21 protein-coding genes are annotated in these 20,312 nt (G+C 65.8%); 7 read left to right on the top strand and 14 right to left on the bottom strand.

Features of this window, described 5'->3' with window-relative positions:
* Window positions 1-29: 29 nt before the first annotated feature.
* Both ACMVO5_RS02815 and ACMVO5_RS02810 read right to left on the bottom strand, forming a co-directional pair.
* Window positions 30-1,283, bottom strand: a complete 1,254-nt coding sequence (locus tag ACMVO5_RS02815; RefSeq protein WP_416908566.1) for a serine hydrolase domain-containing protein — start codon at window positions 1,281-1,283, stop codon at window positions 30-32.
* A 10-nt stretch (window positions 1,284-1,293) separates the two neighbouring features.
* Complete coding sequence (locus ACMVO5_RS02810) at window positions 1,294-1,473, bottom strand: hypothetical protein (protein WP_416909285.1); 180 nt, start codon at window positions 1,471-1,473, stop codon at window positions 1,294-1,296.
* Window positions 1,474-1,522: 49 nt separating this feature from the next.
* Here ACMVO5_RS02810 and ACMVO5_RS02805 point away from each other — a divergent pair, with 49 nt between their 5' ends.
* Window positions 1,523-2,245 (top strand): cytochrome b/b6 domain-containing protein, encoded by a 723-nt coding sequence (locus ACMVO5_RS02805; protein ID WP_416908565.1) that lies wholly within the window; start codon window positions 1,523-1,525, stop codon window positions 2,243-2,245.
* 9 nt (window positions 2,246-2,254) lie between these two features.
* Complete coding sequence (uvrB, locus tag ACMVO5_RS02800; RefSeq protein ID WP_416908564.1) at window positions 2,255-4,447, top strand: excinuclease ABC subunit UvrB; 2,193 nt, start codon at window positions 2,255-2,257, stop codon at window positions 4,445-4,447.
* Between the two features lie 5 nt (window positions 4,448-4,452).
* Here uvrB and ACMVO5_RS02795 read toward each other — a convergent pair whose 3' ends face one another.
* The 3 genes from ACMVO5_RS02795 to ACMVO5_RS02785 form a co-directional block, all read right to left on the bottom strand.
* A complete protein-coding gene (locus ACMVO5_RS02795; protein WP_416909284.1) occupies window positions 4,453-4,554 on the bottom strand; it encodes an excalibur calcium-binding domain-containing protein in 102 nt (33 codons plus the stop codon).
* A gap of 400 nt (window positions 4,555-4,954) precedes the next feature.
* Window positions 4,955-5,269, bottom strand: coding sequence for a hypothetical protein (locus ACMVO5_RS02790; protein WP_416908563.1), 315 nt, complete (start codon window positions 5,267-5,269; stop codon window positions 4,955-4,957).
* Between the two features lie 17 nt (window positions 5,270-5,286).
* Window positions 5,287-6,084 carry a fatty acid desaturase gene (locus ACMVO5_RS02785; RefSeq protein ID WP_416908562.1) on the bottom strand — a complete coding sequence of 266 codons (798 nt, stop codon included), beginning with the start codon at window positions 6,082-6,084 and terminating at the stop codon, window positions 5,287-5,289.
* Window positions 6,085-6,168: 84 nt separating this feature from the next.
* Between ACMVO5_RS02785 and ACMVO5_RS02780 the strand changes: the two genes are divergently transcribed.
* Together ACMVO5_RS02780 and ACMVO5_RS02775 are read left to right on the top strand one after the other, a co-directional pair.
* Window positions 6,169-6,696 (top strand): beta-carotene hydroxylase, encoded by a 528-nt coding sequence (locus ACMVO5_RS02780; RefSeq protein WP_416908561.1) that lies wholly within the window; start codon window positions 6,169-6,171, stop codon window positions 6,694-6,696.
* Window positions 6,696-7,169, top strand: coding sequence for a hypothetical protein (locus ACMVO5_RS02775; RefSeq protein ID WP_416908560.1), 474 nt, complete (start codon window positions 6,696-6,698; stop codon window positions 7,167-7,169). Before ACMVO5_RS02780 ends, ACMVO5_RS02775 begins: the two co-directional genes overlap by 1 nt.
* Here the strand turns inward: ACMVO5_RS02775 and ACMVO5_RS02770 are convergent.
* Window positions 7,099-8,100, bottom strand: coding sequence for an alpha/beta fold hydrolase (locus tag ACMVO5_RS02770; RefSeq protein ID WP_416908559.1), 1,002 nt, complete (start codon window positions 8,098-8,100; stop codon window positions 7,099-7,101). The genes ACMVO5_RS02775 and ACMVO5_RS02770 overlap by 71 nt on opposite strands.
* A 3-nt stretch (window positions 8,101-8,103) precedes the next feature.
* A complete protein-coding gene (locus tag ACMVO5_RS02765; RefSeq protein ID WP_416908558.1) occupies window positions 8,104-9,480 on the bottom strand; it encodes a cytochrome P450 in 1,377 nt (458 codons plus the stop codon).
* Window positions 9,481-9,622: 142 nt separating this feature from the next.
* Between ACMVO5_RS02765 and crtY the strand changes: the two genes are divergently transcribed.
* From crtY to ACMVO5_RS02750, 3 genes are all read left to right on the top strand, one after another.
* Window positions 9,623-10,783 carry a lycopene beta-cyclase CrtY gene (gene crtY, locus ACMVO5_RS02760; protein WP_416908557.1) on the top strand — a complete coding sequence of 387 codons (1,161 nt, stop codon included), beginning with the start codon at window positions 9,623-9,625 and terminating at the stop codon, window positions 10,781-10,783.
* Entirely contained in the window at window positions 10,780-11,709 is a 930-nt protein-coding gene (locus ACMVO5_RS02755) for a phytoene/squalene synthase family protein (RefSeq protein ID WP_416908556.1), read from the top strand. The genes crtY and ACMVO5_RS02755 overlap by 4 nt, the downstream gene beginning before the upstream one ends.
* A gap of 103 nt (window positions 11,710-11,812) precedes the next feature.
* Entirely contained in the window at window positions 11,813-12,637 is an 825-nt protein-coding gene (locus ACMVO5_RS02750; RefSeq protein WP_416908555.1) for a DUF6454 family protein, read from the top strand.
* Window positions 12,638-12,781: 144 nt separating this feature from the next.
* Here ACMVO5_RS02750 and ACMVO5_RS02745 read toward each other — a convergent pair whose 3' ends face one another.
* The 7 genes from ACMVO5_RS02745 to ACMVO5_RS02715 all read right to left on the bottom strand — a co-directional run bounded on the left by ACMVO5_RS02745 (window position 12,782) and on the right by ACMVO5_RS02715 (window position 20,254).
* Entirely contained in the window at window positions 12,782-12,958 is a 177-nt protein-coding gene (locus tag ACMVO5_RS02745; protein ID WP_416908554.1) for a hypothetical protein, read from the bottom strand.
* A 241-nt stretch (window positions 12,959-13,199) separates the two neighbouring features.
* Window positions 13,200-14,855, bottom strand: a complete 1,656-nt coding sequence (gene groL, locus ACMVO5_RS02740) for a chaperonin GroEL (RefSeq protein WP_416908553.1) — start codon at window positions 14,853-14,855, stop codon at window positions 13,200-13,202.
* A gap of 47 nt (window positions 14,856-14,902) precedes the next feature.
* A complete protein-coding gene (gene groES, locus ACMVO5_RS02735; RefSeq protein ID WP_416908552.1) occupies window positions 14,903-15,190 on the bottom strand; it encodes a co-chaperone GroES in 288 nt (95 codons plus the stop codon).
* Window positions 15,191-15,307: 117 nt separating this feature from the next.
* Window positions 15,308-16,633 carry a protein adenylyltransferase SelO gene (locus tag ACMVO5_RS02730; RefSeq protein WP_416908551.1) on the bottom strand — a complete coding sequence of 442 codons (1,326 nt, stop codon included), beginning with the start codon at window positions 16,631-16,633 and terminating at the stop codon, window positions 15,308-15,310.
* Between the two features lie 35 nt (window positions 16,634-16,668).
* Complete coding sequence (locus tag ACMVO5_RS02725) at window positions 16,669-17,046, bottom strand: VOC family protein (protein ID WP_416908550.1); 378 nt, start codon at window positions 17,044-17,046, stop codon at window positions 16,669-16,671.
* Window positions 17,047-17,135: 89 nt separating this feature from the next.
* Window positions 17,136-17,756 (bottom strand): LuxR C-terminal-related transcriptional regulator, encoded by a 621-nt coding sequence (locus ACMVO5_RS02720; RefSeq protein ID WP_416908549.1) that lies wholly within the window; start codon window positions 17,754-17,756, stop codon window positions 17,136-17,138.
* Window positions 17,756-20,254: a PAS domain S-box protein gene (locus ACMVO5_RS02715; protein WP_416908548.1), complete on the bottom strand. Its 2,499-nt coding sequence runs from the start codon at window positions 20,252-20,254 to the stop codon at window positions 17,756-17,758. Before ACMVO5_RS02715 ends, ACMVO5_RS02720 begins: the two co-directional genes overlap by 1 nt.
* Between the last annotated feature and the right edge of the window lie 58 nt (window positions 20,255-20,312).

The raw sequence follows: 20,312 nt of genomic DNA, 5'->3' as shown, positions 1-20,312 counted from the left end.
GCGTCCTCCGTCCAAGCCGCCGTCACAGTCTAGCGCGCCGGCGGCGCCGCCGCCAGATCGCGCAAGATCATCTCCTCGACCGCGCTGAATGCCGATTTGAGCTTTGGCACCGAAAACGGGTCCTCCGCGCTTCCGGTCAGCGCATAGACCAGCACGCGCTTGTTGGCCTGGTCCACCCACAGCCCGGCCAGAAGCCCATATGCCTCGCCCAGATGCCCCCACCAGGCCGCCCTCGGCACCGGCTGATCGCTGGCGCCCGCCCGCCCGCTCAGACACTGCGGCCCGGCTGCATAACAGAGCATCTGCCCGCCATAATCATCGCCCGGCACATCGCCGCCCGCAGCCCAGACCGGCGCCGCCATCGCGCTGACCGTCTGGGCGCGCAGCAACCGCACGCCGTCCACCTCGCCGCCGCCCAAGAGCAGCCGCCCGATCTTCGCCAGCCCCATCACCGAAATTCGCAAACCGCCCTGTGGGCTGAACAGCGTGCCATTGTCCCCGGGGCGATAACCATCCAGATCGCACCCCGCCCGGCTCACCACCGGACAGGCCGGCCGCTGGCCCGCCAGCGCGTCCACCTGCGCCAGCCAGTCCGCGCCCGCGTCCCAGCCCCCGGCCTCGCGCCCCTTGCGATAGAGCGCCGCCGCGCGCGCCACCGCCAGATCGCTCGCCCCCTGCCAATTATAGCCCGCATCCAGCCCCAGCGGCGCCAGCACCAGCCGCCGCATCAGCCGGTCAAAGCGCTCGCCCGTCGCCCGCTCCAGCGCGCTGGCAATCACGCCGTAGCCCAGATTGGCATATTCAAACCGCTGCCCCGGCCCGCCCGGCCCCCAATGGTCAGGGGTCAGCGCATCCCCAAGGCGAACCTCAAGGGGAAAGCTGTAGCCCGGCCCGTCGGCCAGCCCGGAGGTATGCGACATCAGCATCCGCAGCGTCACCGCCCGGTCCGGAAACCCCGGATGCCGCAGCCGCCAGCCCAGATAATCCGATACATCGCGGTCCAGGTCGACCACCCCCTGCTCGGCCAGCCGCCACACGCCAATCGCCACCACCAGCTTCGAGATCGACGCCACCCGCATCGGCGTCTCCACCGTCAGCGCCCTCTGGCCGATCACCGCATCCCCATAAGCCTCGGCGCGCACCACGCCGTCCGGCCCGGCCACCACCACCGCCAGCCCCGAAAGCCCGGCCGTCACATCCGTGCGCCCCGCCACAATCTCGGCCAGCCCCGCCGCCCGCGCCGGGCCAGCCAGCAGCAGCAGAAGCAGAAGAGCCGCGCGCATCATCCCCGCCTCAGCGCAGCGCCGCGATGCTCAGCCCATCGGCCCGCGCCCGCGCCTTCACCGATTCCTCGCTGCGCGTCAGCGCCCGGGCAATGGCCCTGAGCGCCATGCCCTTCTTCGCCAGCGTGTGCAGCTTCTGCACTTCCTCGCTGGTCCAGGCCTGTTTGTGCCGCTCAAATCGCTCGCCCATGGTGCCGCACCTCTTGCCAACCGCGCTCATGTCGGCTCGATAGCGGCGCATGACAAGCTTCTATCTCGCGACAGCACTGCTCATCGCCGTCATGCTCGGCCATGGCCGCGCGCCCCTGCGCGCCCTTGGCCGGCTGCTGGCCGCTGGCTGCCTGCTGATGATCGTCACCTCGATCGTGCTCGCCAACACCGATGGCACCTTCGCCACAGCCGGCGGCGTCACGCCGTGGCTGCTCAACCTTCAGGCGCTGCTGTTCGTGCTCGCCGCCGGCAGCCTGATCTGGTCGGCACGCATGACCCTGAAGCGCACCGAGCTTCCCGAAGCCGAATACAATAGCCCCACCCGCCTCCTCCACTGGACCACCGCCGCCCTCATCATCGCCGCCTTCCCCATGGGCCAGTTCCTCACCGTGCTCGCGCCAGACAGCGCCGAATATCGCCAGTTTCTCGAAACCCACCTCGCCATCGGCGGCGCCGTCTTCCTGCTCGTCGCCGCGCGCCTCGTCGTCCGCCTGCTCAGCAAGGCGCCGCCCACGCCGCCAAAGTCCATGGCCGCGCACGCCGCGCTCTATTCGCTGCTCATCGCCATCAGCCTCACCGGCTTCGCGCTGGCCCCCGAGCCGGTCAATCTCTACGGCCTCACCCTGCCCCGCCTGCCCCCCAGCGCCTCGGCCGAAGCGCTGCACCGCATATGGTTGCCGCTCCTGCTCGTCCTGCTGTTCGCCGCCCATCTCACCGCCGCAGTCCGTGCCATCCGCCGCATGGCGCGCTAGACTCGCTCCATGCCCATCCAGATTCGCACCAGCCTCGAAGAGCCGGAGACCACCGCGCCCTTCATCCCCCACCGCCCGGCGCGGCCGGAAAAGTCCGAAGGCGGCAAGCGTTTCGTCATCGCCTCTGATTACAGCCCCGCAGGCGACCAGCCCGCCGCCATCGCCACACTGGTTGAAGAAGCTAATGCCGGCGAGCGCAGCCAGGTGCTGCTCGGCGTCACCGGCTCGGGCAAGACCTTCACCATGGCCAAGGTCATCGAGGCGGTGCAGCGCCCGGCCCTCATCCTTGCGCCCAACAAGATCCTCGCCGCGCAATTATACGGCGAATTCAAGAGATTCTTCCCCGACAACGCGGTTGAATATTTCGTCAGCTATTACGATTATTACCAGCCCGAAGCCTATGTCCCGCGCTCCGACACCTATATCGAGAAAGAATTGAGCGTGAACGAGGCCATCGACCGGATGCGCCACTCCGCCACCCGCGCGCTGCTTGAGCGTGACGATGTCATCATCGTCGCCTCGGTCTCCTGCCTCTACGGCATCGGCTCCGTCGAGACCTATTCGGCGATGACCTTCAGCCTCAAGAAAGGCGGGACCGCCGATCTCGCCGAAGTCGTCCGCAAGCTGGTCGCGCTCCAATACAAGCGCAACGAAATGAGCTTTGCGCGCGGCAATTTCCGCCTGCGCGGGGACAGTCTCGAGCTTTTCCCCTCCCACTATGAAGACAGCGCCTGGCGCATCAGCTTCTTCGGCGACGAGATCGAGGCGATCACCGAGTTCGACCCCCTCACCGGCCAGACCATCGCCAGGCTCGATTACATCAAGATCTACGCCAATTCCCACTATGTCACCCCCGGCCCCACGCTCAAACAGGCCAGCGAAGCCATCCGCCACGAGCTCACCGAGCGCCTCAAGGAGCTGAATGCCGAAGGCAAGCTGCTCGAAGCCCAGCGGCTCGAACAGCGCACCAATTTCGATCTCGAAATGATCGCCGCCACCGGCTCATGCGCCGGCATCGAGAATTACAGCCGCTTCCTCACCGGCCGCCTGCCCGGCGAGCCGCCCCCCACGCTGTTCGAATATCTCCCCGAAAACGCGCTGCTGTTCATCGATGAAAGCCATGTCACCGTGCCCCAGATCGGCGGCATGTCGCGCGGGGACCATCGCCGCAAGCTTACACTCGCCGAATATGGCTTCCGCCTGCCCAGTTGCATCGACAACCGCCCGCTCAAGTTCGAGGAGTGGGAGCTGATGCGCCCGCAGACCGTGTTCGTCTCCGCCACCCCCGGCCCTTGGGAGATGAACGAGACACAGGGCGTCTTCGTCGAACAGGTCATCCGCCCCACCGGCCTGGTCGATCCCCCCGTCACCATCCGCCCCGTCGAGGATCAAGTGCAGGATCTCATCGCCGAGGCCAAGGCCACCGCCGAACAGGGCTACCGCACGCTGGTCACCACACTCACCAAGCGCATGGCCGAGGATCTCACCGAATATCTCCACGAATCCGGCCTGCGCGTCCGCTACATGCACTCCGACGTTGAAACGCTCGAACGCATCGAGCTGATCCGTGACCTGCGCCTCGGCGTCTATGATGTGCTGGTCGGCATCAACTTGCTGCGCGAAGGCCTTGATATTCCTGAGTGCGGCCTCGTCGCCATCCTCGATGCCGACAAGGAGGGGTTCCTGCGCTCCGAAACCTCGCTCATCCAGACCATCGGCCGCGCCGCGCGCAACCTCGAAGGCCGGGTCATCCTCTATGCCGATCACATGACCGGCAGCATGGAGCGCGCCATCGCCGAAACCGACCGCCGGCGCACACGACAGGAAGCCTATAATCTGGAACATGGCATCACGCCCGCCACCATCAAACGCGACATCGCCGATCTGCTCGCCGACACCAGCCAGAAGGACGGCCTCATCGTCGACACCGGCGACAGCGAAACCCCCCACCTCGTCGGCCACAATCTCAAGGCCTATATCGCCGACCTCGAACAGCAGATGGCCAAGGCCGCCGCCGACCTCGAGTTCGAAACCGCCGCCGCCATCCGCGACCAGATCCGCCGCCTCGAAGCCGATGAACTCGGCCTGCCCGCCGATCAGCGCGTGGCCAGCACGCCCGGCCGCAGCATGGGCGGCAAACCCGGCACCCGCACGACGCGCTTTGAAAAGATGAAGAAAAAGGCCAGCTATCAGCGAAACTGATGCCGTCACCTTAACCCAATGTAAGGCTCACAGGCTACACCATCCAAATCAGCGTCAAGTCTTTCACGGTAACCCGGGTCGCCCCGAAAGACAGGGGCCACCCCCATCGCTCTGGCCTCGTCACATGAACGAAAAAAAGTTCCCGCCGGCGCCGTATTTCGCATAGCCGGCAGAAGCCCGTCAGCAGCGCTCGCCAATGTCTGTCTGAGCTCTGGCTCGGTCAACAAGACGCCTGCACCGACACCCAATGACAAGCCTCCAATCACCACGACAAGGCGAGAAACCAAATTGGGTTTTCTTTCTTTGCCAAACTTCGTCTGAAAGCGCTGCCGTTCATCAAACTCCGACAACGCTTTCAAACGTCGAGAGTTGCTCCATGGCGATCTACGCTGCAAACGCCTGCTCCCAATATTTACCCTAGGGCAAATAGACAGCCAACCCAGAGACGCGCGTCTCTGCTTTAGCTGGAAGCAGATTAGCTCATCTGGCCAACACCGACAATTCCGCTCAGATCAGACAGCCAATCCCGGTCCGCACCACCTCGGCGACCAGCGCCGGGTCATCGGCCCCGCCCAGCGCCCGGCCAATCTCGCCAAGCCTTGCCCGGTCCAGCCCGCCGCGCCGCTGCTCCAGCCGGGCCAGATCATCAAGCCGGCGCAACTGGTCGCGGGTCAGCCGCTGCTCCAGCCGCACCCCCATGCACTGCGCCACATCAAAGGGCACCCCGGCGCGCACCAGCGAGCGCTCGATCCGCTGCGCCGGCCCCGCACAGGCCGCCAGCGCCAGCGCCGCCACCGAAAGTCCCAGCCATCCAATCCGCATCTGCAAGCTCCCACACGCTAGAGCCTGTGTTCTGCCCGCCCCCGTCTGTCCGCCGGCTGAACGGCCGTGTCCGCTTCCGGCAGCCGCCACCACGGCAGCTGGGGAAAGCGATGATGCTCAAGATGATAGCCGCCAAAGTGAAAGCAGGAGATCACCGACCAGAGGCCCCCTGGCCCCACCGAGCGCGCCCGGTGCGCATCAGCAAAGCCGCGCGCCTCATGCCGGTGCGGCAAAAAGGTGCCGAAGAAAAACAGCTGCAACAGCGCCAGCAGCGCCGGCACCGCCCAGAACAGCACGATATTGAAAAGCGACGCGCCCAGCGCCATCCACAGCAGCGCCATCACCGTGATCCGCACCAGCTGCATGTGCGAATAATAGCCCATGAAGAAATCAACGAGCCAGCGCAGCGGCCGGCGCGGGCTGGCCACCGAGAAATCCGGGTCGTCCGCCGTGCCGACATGGCGATGATGCGCAACATGCGCCGGCCGCATCGCATCATAGTCCAGGCCGGCATAAATCATCAGCGCCAGCCGCCCCACCCGCCGGTTCCAGCCATTGCCCGGCCCGGCAAAGCTGCCGTGCATGCAGTCATGGGCGATGATGAACAGCCCCGTCGAAAGCCAAGTCTGCATCAGCACCAGCCCCGCCACCATCAGCGGCGTCGCCTCGGCCAGATCAATGGTGAAGATCGCGCCGAGATGAATGGCCACCCAGCTCAGCATGATCGCAGCCGCAGCGGCAAAGTTCACCCGCACATCGGCGCGCGAGGCCGGGCGCGGCGGCGCAGCTGCCGCGTCAAAGGTGGGATTCAGCATGCCCGTGCCCTTGCGGCAAAATGGGGGGGCTGCAAACCCCCTGCGACCATAATATAGGGGCAGCCAGCAAGGAGAGTTCAGGCAATGTTGAGCTGGACGGGAGTAGGCATTTTCTTCGGCGCCGTCGCCGTCATGGAGATCGTCGCCTATGTCGCGCATCGCTGGGTCATGCACGGCTTCCTCTGGAGCCTGCACAAGTCCCACCATGAGCCGCGCGAAGGCATGTTCGAGAAGAACGACTGGTTCGCCGTCATGGGCGCCGTCCCCTCCATCGCGCTCATCCTATACGGCAGCATCACCGAGCAATGGAGCTTCTGGTGGCTCGGCATGGGCATCACTGCCTACGGCGCCATCTACTTCGGTTTCCACGATATTCTCGTCCACCGCCGGATCCGCCACAGCATGAATCCGCAAGGCCGCTATCTGAAGCGCATCATCCAGGCGCACCGTCTCCACCATGTCGTCGAATTGAAGCAGGGCACGGTCAGCTTCGGCTTCCTCTATGCCCCGCCGGTGCGCGACCTGCTGGCCCAGCTCGAAGCCTCGGGTGCGGGCAAGCTGCGCTCCAACAAGCTGGCGCGCGACATGGCGGTGAAGGAAGTCGAGGTCTGATGCGCCTGCGCCGGTCGGTCCGGCTGGCCGCGCCCTTCGCCAGCGTCGCTGCCGCCATCCGCAGGCCGGCGCTCATGGTCGCCGTTGCCGCACCCCTTGTCCAGCTCCGCTCGACCGAAGCCGGCGGCTACCCCGCGCTGTGGCAGGAAGGTCCCCACCGCGTCCAGCTCCGCCTGTTCGGCCTCATCCCCCTCGGGCCGCAGACCATCGACGTCAGCTTCCCGCCCGCCCCCTCAGGTCAGGCCCTGCTGCGTGACAATGGCCATGGCCCGCTCATCAAGCGCTGGGATCACAGCATCACCGTCACAGACAATGGCGACGGCACCACCAGCTACAGCGATGATCTCGACATCGGCGCCGGCCTGCTCACACCCTTCGTCTGGCTGTCAGCCCAGCTGCTGTTCATTCACCGGCAGCGGCGGCTGCAGGCGCTGGCGCGCGCGGGGCTGGATACACTCGCGCCAGCAGGCTGAGCACCGGCACCAGCGCCCGGTCAGGCGCTTCCTCCATCGGAATATGCCCGACACCGCCCAGCACGGTCACCCGCGCCTCGGGCAGCCGCTCGGCAAACCACTCCGCCACGCTCACCGGGATCAGCCGGTCCTCGCGCCCCCAGAGAATCACCGTCGGTACCTCCAGCCCGCGCAGCGCCTCGCCGTCGGCCGGCTCGCTATACTGGCTGAACCGGTCCAGCGTCGCCTCGCGGTTGCCCGGATAGAGCAGCAGCTCCCAATAGCGGTCCACCATCGCATCATCGACGATATCGGTCACCGACACCGACTGGATGAGCGACCGCTCGATGATCCAGCGCGGCGTCACGCTCGCCAAAATCTCGCGCACGCCCGGCACCCGCGCCAGATAAAAGCCCAGCGGCGGCCGTGATCCCTTGGGCTGCGGCTTGCCGCTGGCATCCACCAGCACCAGCCCGGCCAGATGCTCGCGGTGCGCCAGCGCATAGCGCCACGCCACCCCGCCGCCCATGGAATTGCCAGCGAGCACCATCGTTCTGATGCCCAGCTTCGCCCGCACCGCCTCCACCAGATCGGCATAAGCGTCATAGGTATAGACGCCGTCCGCCGAAGGCCCGCTCAGCCCATGCGCCGGAAAATCAAGGCTCACCACCCGGTAGCGGTCCTTCAGCCGCGCCACCCAGGGCTCCCAGGTGTGCAGCGAGGCGTTGGAGCCGTGCAGCAGCATGAGAACGGGCGCGTCAGCAGGCCCCTCGTCGCGCAGATGCACCACCGTGCCCGGCGAAATCTCGACAAACTGCGACGCCGCACTGGCATATTTGCCGCGCATCGCCGCCCCGTCCCGGTCCGGCACCCGGCCAATCACCAGCAACACGCCAACGAGAACGATCAGCGCAGCAAGCGCGCCGCCCAGATAACGCGACACCCGGCCCATGGCTCAGCGCGTCACGAAGCGAACCGGAAGACCGTCCTTGGGCCGCGGGATCGGGAACATCTGAAACTCGCCGCTGGCCCCCTCGCCCAGCTCGATCCGGTGCCCGGGCAGCGTGGTGAAGAAGAAGGATTTCACCTGCATATAGGCAAAATGGAGCCCCAGACACATGTGCGCGCCGCCGCCAAAGGGCACCCAGGCATATTTGTGCCGCCCCTTGCTGTTCTCGGGCGTGAACCGGTCCGGATCAAATGTCTCCGGCTCCGGCCAGACATCGGGCAGCCGGTGCGTCACCATCGGGTTGATCCCGATATGGCTTCCGGCTGGAATGTGATGGTTCATGAACACAAAATCCTTGATCGCCCGGCGCGGCATGGAAGGCACCGGCGGGATCAGCCGCAGCGATTCCTTGAACACCCGCTCTGTCACCTCCATCTCGGCGAGCGCCGCATAGGGCAGCCCGCCATGCCGCGCCTTCACCGCCATCACCTCGTCGCGCATCGCCTCCTGCCATTCCGGGTGGCGCGCCAGAAAATGCACCATCGAGGTCATGGAGGAAGTGATGGTGTCATGCGCCGCCATCATCAGGAAGTTCATATGGTCGATGATGTCCTGATCACCCAGAAGCTGGTCATTCTCGTCGCGCGCATTGCAGATATGGGTGAAGATGTCGTCGCTCTTCGCCCCGCGCCGCTTGGGAATTTCGGCCGCAAAAAACGCGCTCATAAAGGCCCGCCCCTCCACGCCGCGCTTCATCTGCGTAAACGGCAGCGGTTTCCGGATCACCGCAACCGAGGCCAGCACCATGTCCATGAAGGCCTTGTTGATCTTGTCGGCATCCTTGCCCCAGGGCACACCCAGAAAGCTCGCCGCCGCCAGATCAAGCGTCAGCGCCTTGATCGCCGGATAAAATTGAAACGTGCCCCTCGCGCCCCAGTCGGCAGTGCCCTTCTCGATCCCCTTCAAAAGCTCGCCCAGATAATGCTGCATGGGCTCGGTCTTGAACGCCACCGACAGCGTCTTCCTGTGCACCCGATGCTCCTCGAAATCCATCAGCATCAGCCCGCGCGGGAACAGCCGCTCCAGAATCGGGTTCCAGCCCAGCGAAGACGAAAAGATCTTGTCCTTGTTGAACAAAACCAGCTCATTGGCTTCCGGCCCGATCAGGCTCACCCCCCAGCCGCCGAAATCCTGCCGACGAAACACCCGGCCATATTGCGCCACCAGCGCCATCGACTTGCCCAGCGGGTCCTTCAGAAAGTCGATCGTGCGCAGCATCTTGATCCGCGCCGGCGCCATGCCGGGCAGATGCGCCAGATCCTCGAAACGCGGCTCGGGCACATTCTCGGGCACAAAGGCCGAAGCCGCAGTCGGCGCGTTCATACGCAACTCCCAATTCAAGTCATACTCAGTTGCGGACAGGGGATACGCAGTTTCCGCCACGCCCGCAACGCCAAATTCCCAGCGGCAACACGCCGCCCTGCCCTCACACCCTTCCCCCGCCGCCGCTTTCTGCTAGTCACGAATGGCCATGGACCATGACCTCATCCTCGCCGGCGGCGGCCTTGCCAATGGCCTCATCGCCTACAGGCTCGCTCAGCTCCGCCCGGAGGTGAAGGTCACCATCATCGAGGCCGGCTCGACGCTGGGCGGCAACCACACCTGGTCCAGCTTCGCCCATGATCTCACGCCCGAGCAGCGCGAATGGACCCGCCCCTTCTTCCGCCACTATTGGGACCGTTATTCCATCCGCTTCCCCGATCACGGCCGCACCATCGAAGCCGGCTATGGCAGCATCCCGTCCGAAGCCTTTGCCGAAGAACTCGAAAAGACCCTCCCGCCCGCGCGCATCCTGACGAACATGCCGGTCGTCGACCTGACCAGCACCAGCGTCACGCTCGCCGACCAGTCGGTGCTGCGCGCTGGCTGCGTCATCGATGCCCGTGGCCAGCGCCCGGCCAAATCGCTCGACTTGCGCTGGCAGAAGTTCCTCGGCCTCGAAGTCGAACTCGCCGAGCCGCACGGCCTCACCGGCCCGGTCATCATGGACGCCACCGTCCCCCAACATGACGGCTACCGCTTCGTCTACACCCTGCCCTACGGCCCCAAACACGTGCTCATCGAAGACACTTATTTCTCCGACGGCAAGGACCTTGCCCCCCAGACCCTGCGCGATCACCTCGCCGACTATGCCGCCTCGCAAGGCTGGACCATCACCCGCACCATCCGCGAGGAAGTCGGCATTCTGCCGCTCGGCATCGGCGGCGACATCAAGGCCTTCTGGCATGATGACAGCGTCCCCAAGGCGGGCCTGCGCGCCGGCCTCTTCCACCCCGTCACCGGCTACAGCTTCCCCGATGCCGTGCAGGTCGCCGATCTCGTCGCCAGCCTGCCCGATCTCTCCGCCCCGCGCGTGTTCAGCGCCCTGCGCGCCCACAGCATCCGCACCTGGCAGTCGCGCGGCATGTACCGCATCCTCAACCGCATGCTCTTTCTCGCCGCGCACAATGACGAGCGCCGCACCGTGCTCAGCCGCTTTTACCGCCACCCCGATGATCTGGTCAGCCGCTTCTACGCCGCCCGCCCGCTCTTCTCCGACTGGATGCAGATCCTCTCCGGCAAGCCGCCCATCCCCGCCGGCCGCGCATTGAAGGCCCTGCTCGCCTATGAGCGCGCGAGCCGATGAGCGACGTCCTCTCCCACGCCCGCTCGGCCATCGAGCGCGGCTCCAAAAGCTTCGCGCTCGCCGCCCGCCTGTTCGACGCCCCCACCCGCGACCACGCCATGCTGCTCTACAGCTGGTGCCGCCACACCGATGACGTGATCGACGGCCAGATCCTCGGGCAAGGCCGCAACGATGACACCCGCCCCCCGCTCGAGCGCCTCGCCGAAGTCGAACGCCTCACCGCCCTCGCGCTTGAAGGCACGCCCGAGGGTGACCCCGCCTATCACGCGCTTGCCCAGGTCGTGCGCGAAACCGGCATGCCCCACCGCTACCCGCTCGATCTCATCCACGGCTTCCGCATCGACATGGAAGAACGCCCCTTCCGCACCTTCGATGACACACTGGCCTATTGCTATCATGTCGCCGGCTGCGTCGGCGTGATGATGGCCATCGTCATGGGCGTCAGCCCGTCTGACCGCGCCACCCTCGACCGCGCGTCTGATCTCGGCATCGCCTTCCAACTCAACAACATCGCCCGCGACATCATCGAGGATGCGATGAACTCGCGCCGCTACATCCCCGATGACTGGCTGGAGAGCGTCGGCATCACGCCCGGCAACTTCGCCTTCCCGCCCCAGCGCCGCCAGCTCTTCCGCCTGCTCGTCCGCCTCGTCGATCAAGCCGAACTCTACGAAGACTCCGCCCGCTTCGGCACGCCCAAATTGCGCAACCGCGCCGCCTGGGCCGTGCTGGCCGCCGCCCGCATCTACGGCAACATCGGCCGCAAGCTCGCTGCCGCCGGCCCCGAAGCGCTCGACAGCCGCATGCACACCACGCTCCCCGAAAAGCTCCAGGCCGTCACGCTCGCCGCCACCCAGACGCTCACCCGCCACCGCCGCTGGTCCGGGCCCCATGACCGCAGCGCACTCTGGACCATGCCCGAATAACCACAGCCGGCACTGCCATCAAAGTTTAAACGCGAAGCCACGCCCCTGTCACGGGAGCTTGTCATAGGGCGGCCACATCAAGGCCAGCCGGAGGGCAAGTCCGATGATCCGCAAGACGGCGCGACCTGTCATGACCATGGCGCTGCTGCTGCTCACCAGCCTGTCGGTCGCCGCCGCCCCCGCCCAATATGACAGCGGCATCGAACAGGCCCGGGCGCTGGGCACACTCAGCCTCAAGGGCGAGCTGTTCCACGTCCAGGGCCTCGACATCGATGCCCAGCATATCTGGGTGACCTCGGTCGACAAGGCCAACCACAAGGGCTATCTCCACCAGTTCGACCGCAAGACCGGCCAGTTTCTGCGCCGGCTCGATGTCAGCGACGGCGCCCGTTACCACCCCGGCGGAATCGCCATCGCCAACGGATCAATCTGGGTGCCGGTCGCGGAATATCGACCCGGAAGTTCCGCCGTGCTCCTCGAAATCGACACCGAAACCCTCACCGTCCGCCGCAAAATCGAAGTCGGCGATCATCTCGGCTGCGTCGCCGCCACGGAGCAAAGGCTCGTCGCCGGCAATTGGGACAGCCGCCTGTTCTACGTCTTCGATCTCGGCTCGACTGCCCCGCCGCAAGTTGTGAAAAACCCGTCCCCAACCGCCTATCAGGACATGAAGTTCGTCGGCGACCAGCTCGTCGCCGGCGGCGCCCGCACGCCTTGGAGCGGCACGCTGGACTGGATCGACTGGCCCTCCATGAAAATCACCCGCACGCTGCGCAGCGGCGCGGTCGGCCTTGTGCGCCCCTTCGGCCGCGGCGGCGCCTACACCGGCGAAGGCCTGGCGCTCGAAGGCCAGGACCTCTACCTCCTCCCCGAAGACGGCCCCAAAAACGGGCCAGGCCGGCTGTTCCACTTCAAACTGGGCGCCTGATCACCGTCGCCCTCCCCGAAGCGCTCGGCAGCCACGTGCGCAAGACAGTCCCCAGATAAGCCTCAGGTCGCCATCCGCACCTTGAACCGCCGCAACCCGCTAAGGAGCATGCCGGACCAAGCTGCCCGGCAGCTGATCAGCCCCTCAAAGGCCGGTTTCGGTACCAAAAGCGATGAACCCATCCGGCTTGGGTGCAACCTTTGTGCGCGCCGTCTTCTTCAGCTCGTTTCCCGCGCCAGCCGTGGAATAAAGACCGCCCTGCACAGCATCGAGGTCCTTCTCGCTCAGTTCCTCGGTCTTTTCGATTTTCTTCTCAGTCATGCCTGCCTCCTTGCTGGGTACATTGCATCAAGACCCGATAACGATCTCACGCTATTTTATACGACGCCGGGCCAGTATGGGACGCAAAATAAATATGCGCCGAGCCATCATCATCACCCATCACGACCATGATTTACAGGCATAATTCCCCGCCCCGCCCAGCAAGGACAAAAAAAGGGGCCGCAGCATGTCGCTGCGGCCCCCATTTTCAGGCGTGTTCTGCTGGTAAGGAACGGACCTCTTAGAAGTCCATCCCGCCCATGCCACCCATGCCGCCCATGCCGCCGCCGGGCATGCCGCCGGCGCCCTTGTCATCGGCGGGCGCTTCGGTGATCGCCGCTTCCGTGGTGATCAGCAGCGAAGCGACCGAGGCCGCATCCTGAAGCGCGGTGCGAACGACCTTGGTCGGGTCGATCACGCCGGCTTCCACCAGGTTTTCATAGACATCGGTCTGCGCGTTGAAGCCGATCGTCGGGTCGTTGCCATCGAGCAGCTTGCCCGAGACAACCGCACCGTCATGGCCGGCGTTCGACGCGATCTGCCGCACCGGGGCGAACAGCGCCTTGCGGATGATGTCCACGCCGCGGGTCTGGTCGTCGTTGGCGCCCTTCAGGCCCTCAAGCGCCTTGGTGGCATAAAGCAGCGCCGTGCCGCCGCCGGGGACAATACCCTCTTCCACGGCCGCGCGGGTGGCGTGCAGCGCATCGTCCACACGGTCCTTGCGCTCCTTCACTTCAACCTCGGTCGACCCACCAACCTTGATCACCGCAACACCGCCGGCCAGCTTGGCCAGACGCTCCTGCAGCTTCTCGCGGTCATAGTCCGAGGTGGTGACTTCGATCTGCGCCCGGATCTGCTCGACCCGCGCCTTGATCGCCTCGGCGTCGCCAGCCCCGTCCACGATGGTGGTGTTGTCCTTGTCGATGGTCACGCGCTTGGCCTGGCCCAGCATCGGCAGGGTCACATTCTCAAGCTTGATGCCCAGGTCTTCCGAGATCATCTCGCCCTTCGACAGGACAGCGATGTCCTCCAGCATCGCCTTGCGGCGATCGCCAAAGCCCGGCGCCTTCACAGCGGCAATCTTCAGGCCGCCACGCAGCTTGTTGACCACCAGCGTCGCCAGCGCCTCGCCTTCCACGTCCTCGGCGATGATCAGCAGCGGACGACCCGCCTGCACCACCGCTTCGAGCACCGGCAGCAGCGCCTGCAGGTTCGAGAGCTTCTTCTCGTGGATGAGGATGTACGGGTTGTCGAGCTCGACCGTCATCTTCTCCGGGTTGGTGATGAAATAGGGCGACAGATAGCCCCGGTCGAACTGCATGCCCTCGACCACGTCGAGCTCGGAGTCCATGCCCTTGGCTTCCTCGACGGTGATCACGCCTTCCTTGCCGACCTTGTCCATGGCCTTGGCAATCATCTCGCCAATCTCGCTCTCGCCATTGGCCGAAATGGTGCCGACCTGGGCAATTTCGCTCGAGCCGGACACCGGCTTGGAACGCGCCTTGAGATCAGCCACAACCTTGCCGACAGCAAGGTCGATGCCGCGCTTCAGGTCCATCGGGTTCATGCCGGCGGCAACCGACTTCATGCCTTCCCGAACGATCGCCTGCGCCAGCACGGTCGCCGTCGTCGTGCCGTCGCCGGCCACGTCATTGGTCTTTGAAGCGACTTCGCGCACCATCTGCGCGCCGAGGTTCTCGAACTTGTCCTTCAGCTCGATTTCCTTGGCCACGGTCACACCGTCCTTGGTGATGCGCGGCGCGCCGAACGACTTTTCGATGACGACGTTGCGGCCCTTGGGACCGAGCGTCACCTTCACCGCATCAGCAAGAATGTCCACACCGCGCAGAATGCGCTCACGCGCGTCGCGGCCGAATTTCACATCTTTGGCAGCCATGTCTATTTCCTTCGATTAGTGTTTGCGAGCCTTCAGGATCGGGCCGATCAGCCCAGGATCCCCAGAATGTCGCTTTCCTTCATGATGATGAGATCCTCACCACCAACCTTGATCTCGGTCCCCGACCATTTGCCGAACAGGATCTTGTCACCCGCCTTCACATCGAGCGGAATGCGGTCGCCGTCGTCATCGCGCAGGCCCGTGCCCACGGCGACGACTTCGCCTTCCTGCGGCTTTTCCTTGGCGGTGTCGGGAATGATGATCCCGCCAGCGGTCTTCTCTTCAGCTTCGACACGGCGCACAAGCACCCGGTCATGGAGTGGACGGAAGGTCATGGATAATACCCCTGATTTGCATGATTTCGTCGCGTTAGCACTCACCGGCAGCGAGTGCTAACGACGCGGCGGATATGTGCCGCACCCAGCCCGGCGTCAAGGGCTGTCACCAAATTTTCACGTGCCGCAGAAGGTCTGCCTGATCGCCTCTTCGGGCCGCGCCGGCACCCGGAAGGCCGCATTGGCCTCGCTCTCCACATAAGGATCGGCCAGCGCCGCCACCAGCGCCTTCAGCGGCGCCAGATCCCCCGCCGCCCCGGCCTTCAGCGCCGCATCGACCATATGGTTGCGCGCGATCACCGCCGGCGCCGTCGCCCTGATCCGCGCTACAGAGCCAGCATCCGTCATCCCCCGCCAACGCTCGCCCCAGGGCGCATCCACCGCCTCGCCCCGCTCCAGCGCATCGGCCAGCCCGCGGAAGAAATTGGTGTGATCCACCCCGCTCGCCTCCAGCCAGTTCAAGACCTCGCCGGTCAGCGCATCATCGCTCACGCCCAGCTTGTCCCGCATCACGCGGTTCCAATGCTCCTCAAAGGCGACGGGAAAGCCCCGCAAGATCGCCTGATACGCGTCCACATCACCGCCCAGCGGCAACAGGCTCTCGGCCAGCCGCGTCAGGTTCCACAGCGCAATGCGCGGCTGCTCGCCAAAGGCATAGCGCCCGCCATGGTCAATCGAGCTGAACACCACATCGCGGCCATAGCTCTCCAGAAAGGCGCACGGCCCATAATCAATCGTCTCGCCCGAAATCGCCATATTGTCGGTGTTCATCACGCCGTGCACAAAGCCCACGCGCATCCACTCGGCGATCAGCCGCGCCTGCCGCCCACACACCGCCGCCAGAAAGCCCGCATAATCGCCCGCCGCCAGCTCAGGGTCATGCCGCGCCATCGCATGGTCAGCCAGCGCCCTCAAAACACTCACATCATCAAGCGCGGCCGCCAGCTGAAACGTCCCCACCCGAATATGGCTCGCCGCCACCCGCACCAAGATCCCCCCCGGCCCGATCTCTTCACGCAACACCGCCTCGCCGGTGCCCAGCACAGCCAGGCTCAGCGTCGTCGGCACGCCCAGCCCCCGCATCGCCTCGCTCACCACATATTCGCGCAGCATCGGCGCAAGTGCCGCCCGGCCATCGCCCGACCTCGAATAGCGCGTCCGCCCCGAGCCCTTCAGCGCCACATCGAAGCGCGCCCCGTCCGGCGCAATCTGCTCGCCCAAAAGCACCGCCCGGCCATCGCCCAGCATGTTGGGGTGGCCAAATTGATGCCCCGCATAGCCCTGCGCAATCGGCTCCGCCCCCTCCGGCAGCGCATTGCCCGTCAATTCCTCAGCCGGCACCCGCCCCAGCCCGAGCCGCGCCGCCACAGCCTCGTTCCACAGCAAAAGCTCCGGCGCCTTGACAGGCGTTGCCGCCCGCTCCTCGAAAAGAACGGACGGCAAGCGTCTGTAGCTGTTATCGAAATTCCAGCCCGACATTACATCCGGAAAAGCGCGCACAGCTTGTTGCCGGCCGGGTCGCGCAGATAGGCGAGATAGAGATTACCAAACGGCCCCTCGCGCACACCCGGCGGGTCTTCGCAAGCCGTGCCGCCATTCGCCAGCCCGGCCGCATGCCAGGCATCACAGGCCTCGGGCGAGCTCACCGCAAAGCCGATGGTGCCGCCATTGGCGCAGCTCGCAGCCTCCCCGTCGATCGGCTTGGTCACGGCGAAGATCCCGGTCGGCGTCACATAGAACAGCCGCCCCTTGTCATCCATCCCGCCCGCATCATAGCCAAGCGCACCCAGCGTGGCATCGTAAAACACCTTGGCGGCCGCTACATCATCGGCCCCCACCATCACATGACTGAACATAGCGTCTCCCTCAAAAGCCAAGGACCAACCCTCTCCCACCCCCACGCGCCCTTGGCAACTGCCCAAGCCACTAGCCCGCGCCGCGCCGATCAGCAGAGTGACTGCTCGCGCGCGATCATGGCGGCATGGGTGCGGTTCCGCGCGCCCAGCTTCCGGCAGATCGTCTTGACATGCAGCTTGATGGTGGGCTCGCGCAGCCCGAGGTTGCGTGCGATCTCCTTGTTCGCCTCGCCGTTGCACAGCCCGGCCAGCACTTCGCGCTCGCGCGCCGACAGCGTGGCCTCGGTGCTGCCGGCCGCCGGGCCGGGCCGGCTCAGCTCCAGCGGCACATAGCGCTCGCCCGCCGCCATAAAGCGGATCGCATTGACCACCGAGCGGGCGGGCAGCGACTTGGGGAGATAGCCCGCCGCGCCGCAGCCGAGCACCTTCTCCGGCACCCCGGCCGGCGCCAGCCCGGACATCAGCGCAACCGGGCCGCCGCCGCTCTCAGCAATGGCGCGCTGCAACCCGTCAAAGCCGTTCATGCCTGGCATCCCATAATCAAGCAGCACCAGATCAAAGGCCGCGCCTGCCGCTGTTGCCGCTGCCATCGATGACAGCGCCCCAGGCAGGTCGGCCACTGTTTCGACCGTGAAGCCACCCTCAGCCTCGAGATAGGAGCGCAGCACATCGCGAAGCAGCTCATGGTCGTCAGCAATCAAGATATGCATCATCCGCTCCTCGTGCGGGCCGCAGCCATCGCCGCCGTCGCCGCCGCAACCAGCGTGTCGAGCGTCACCGGCTTCGCGAGCTTGGCATCAAATACATCGTTATCACGCCCATCACGCGGCCTTGGCAGCGCCGAGAGCAGCAGCAGTGGCAGATCGGCACGAATGTCGCGCAGCGCCCGCGCCAGCGTCTCGCCGGTCATGCCCGGCATGTCATAGTCGGTGATGACAAGGCTCCATGCCTGCGGGTCCTCGCGAACCGCAGCCAGCGCATCCGCCGGGTCAAGGCAGGGGCCGGGCTCGGCGCCGGCAGCCTCCAGCATCGCCACCAGCGTATCGACCACATCCGGATTGTCATCGACCACCAGCACAGTCTTGCCGGCCAGCCCGTCTTCGTCGCCGCCCGCGCCCCCCGCCAGCGACACCATGCGCCGCGCGGCCGGCTGCAGCGGCCACCAAAGCTCGAAGAAGGTGCCGCCACCCGGCCGGCTGCGGAGCGCGATGGCCCCGCCCGATTCGGCAACGATCCCGGCCACAACAGCGAGGCCGAGCCCGGTGCCAGCCTCACCCTTGCGCGTATAATAGGGCTCGAAAACCCGGGCCAGATCGTCCGGCGCAATGCCGCAACCCGTGTCGCTCACCCTGATCAGCGCCGCCGGCCCCATCGGCAGGCTCCCGACCATCACCGGACCGACAGGCTCATGGCCGTCGCCATCGAGCAGCGACAGGCTCAGCTCCGCCACGTCCCCCATCGGCAGGGCATCGCGCGCATTCAGCGCAAGGTTGAGCACCACCTGCATCAGCTCGGTCTGATCAGCATTGGTCAACAACGGCGCCGCCGGCAGGTTCAGATAGATGCGATGCCGGGTATCGAGCATGCTCGTCGCCACAAGGTCGCGCACGCTCGACAGGATGGTGCCGAGATCGACCGGCTTGGGGTCGCGCTGCCGCCGCCCGAGCAGCATGAGCTTGTCGAGAAGCCCGGTGGCCGTCGCCGTTGCCGACTGAATCCGCCGGGCATGGGTGCCGACCTGCGGCGCATCGATGCGTTCAAGAAGATCCGCCGTGCCCGCAATCGCTGCCAGCAGATTGTTGAAATCATGGGCGATACCATGTGCCAGCTGGCCCACCGCCTCCTGCCGCTGCGCCTGCATCAGCTGCTCATGCAATCGCACCTTGTCACGTTCCATCGCCAGCCGCTCGCCGATGTCGCGGGTCACGCAGACAATGCCGCCATCGGCAGACAGCGACAGGCTCACCTCCTGCTCCACGATGCTGCCATCGGCACGCCGCCCCTGCACCTCGCCGCGCCAGCGCCGGCTGCTGGCCAGCAACGGCATCGCCACCTCCGTGATCAGCCGGGCGTTGCGCTCGTCATAAAGCAGCGTCCAGTGCCGCCCGATCAGCGTCTCGGGGCTGGCATGGCCGAACATCGCCGAATGGGCCTGGTTCATGAAGATGAACCGTCCCTCGGCATCGGTAATGGCAATGCCGTCCTGCGAGGCCTCGATGGCGGCAATCTGCTGGGCCAGCCGCGCCTCGGTCCCGGCCCGCTCCGCCTCCAGTGCCTTGCGCGCAGAGACATCACGAATGATGGCGGCAAAGCCCTGTGGTTCACCCTCCTCCGGAGCCGGCCACATGCCCAGCGACAGTTCAACCGGTATTTCATGCCCCGCCCGGCACATGGCCGGCACTTCCACCGTCTTGCCAACCAGCTTCGTCGGCCCGCGGTCCCGCAGCCGCGCCATGCCGGTGTCATGGCCATGGCGGTGCCGGTCGGGAATGATCATGTGCATCGGCTTGCCAAGCACTTCATCGGCACGCCAGCCAAACATGGTCTCCGCCGCCCGGTTCCAGTGGATAATGCGGCTGTGCGGGTCGGAGCAGACGAACGCATCGGTGGTCGTCTCGGCGATCAGCTGGGAGATCCGCTGCTCTTGCCGCTGCGCCGCCGTCTCGATGAAATCCATCACCTGCCGCGCCATCAGCGTCAGCGCCGCGCGCTCCCGCTCGGAAACGCCAGCCCGCGGCCGGGTGCCGATCACGCACAGCGTCCCGATCGCATGGCCGTCCGCCGTGACCAGCGGCGCGCCGGCATAAAAGCGGATGAACGGCGCCCCCCTCACCAGCGGGTTGTCGGAAAAGCGCGCATCCGCCGCCGCATCACCGACGACCATCACCCCGTCGCCCTTCCGCCCGTCCCCTGCCTTTGCTGCGCCTGCAATCGCATGGGCGCAAAAGCTGTCAACGCGCGGCGTCTCGCATGTGTCGAGGCCATGTCGCGACTTGAACCATTGTCGATCCGCATCCACCAGGCTGACCAGCGCAATCTCGACATCGAACCGGTCGGCTGCGAGCCGGGTGATCACATCCAGCGCCGGCTCGGGCGCCGTGTCGAGCACGCGCAAGGCGCGCAGCGCCGCCAGACGGGCGCGCTCCGCGCCAGCCTCAGGCGCAGGCAATTCAGCTGGCTGTTCACCGGGCAGGTCTGCATCGGACATCGACATCGACAAGGTCTCACGGTCGCGAAAGGTGGATCTTCATGCGCCGCGTCCAATC

This window comes from Polymorphobacter sp., from assembly GCF_048007885.1.
Lineage (GTDB): Bacteria > Pseudomonadota > Alphaproteobacteria > Sphingomonadales > Sphingomonadaceae > Sandarakinorhabdus.
The sequence above is the reverse complement of the archived record's forward strand: the minus strand, read 5'-3'. Positions and strand labels throughout refer to the sequence as shown.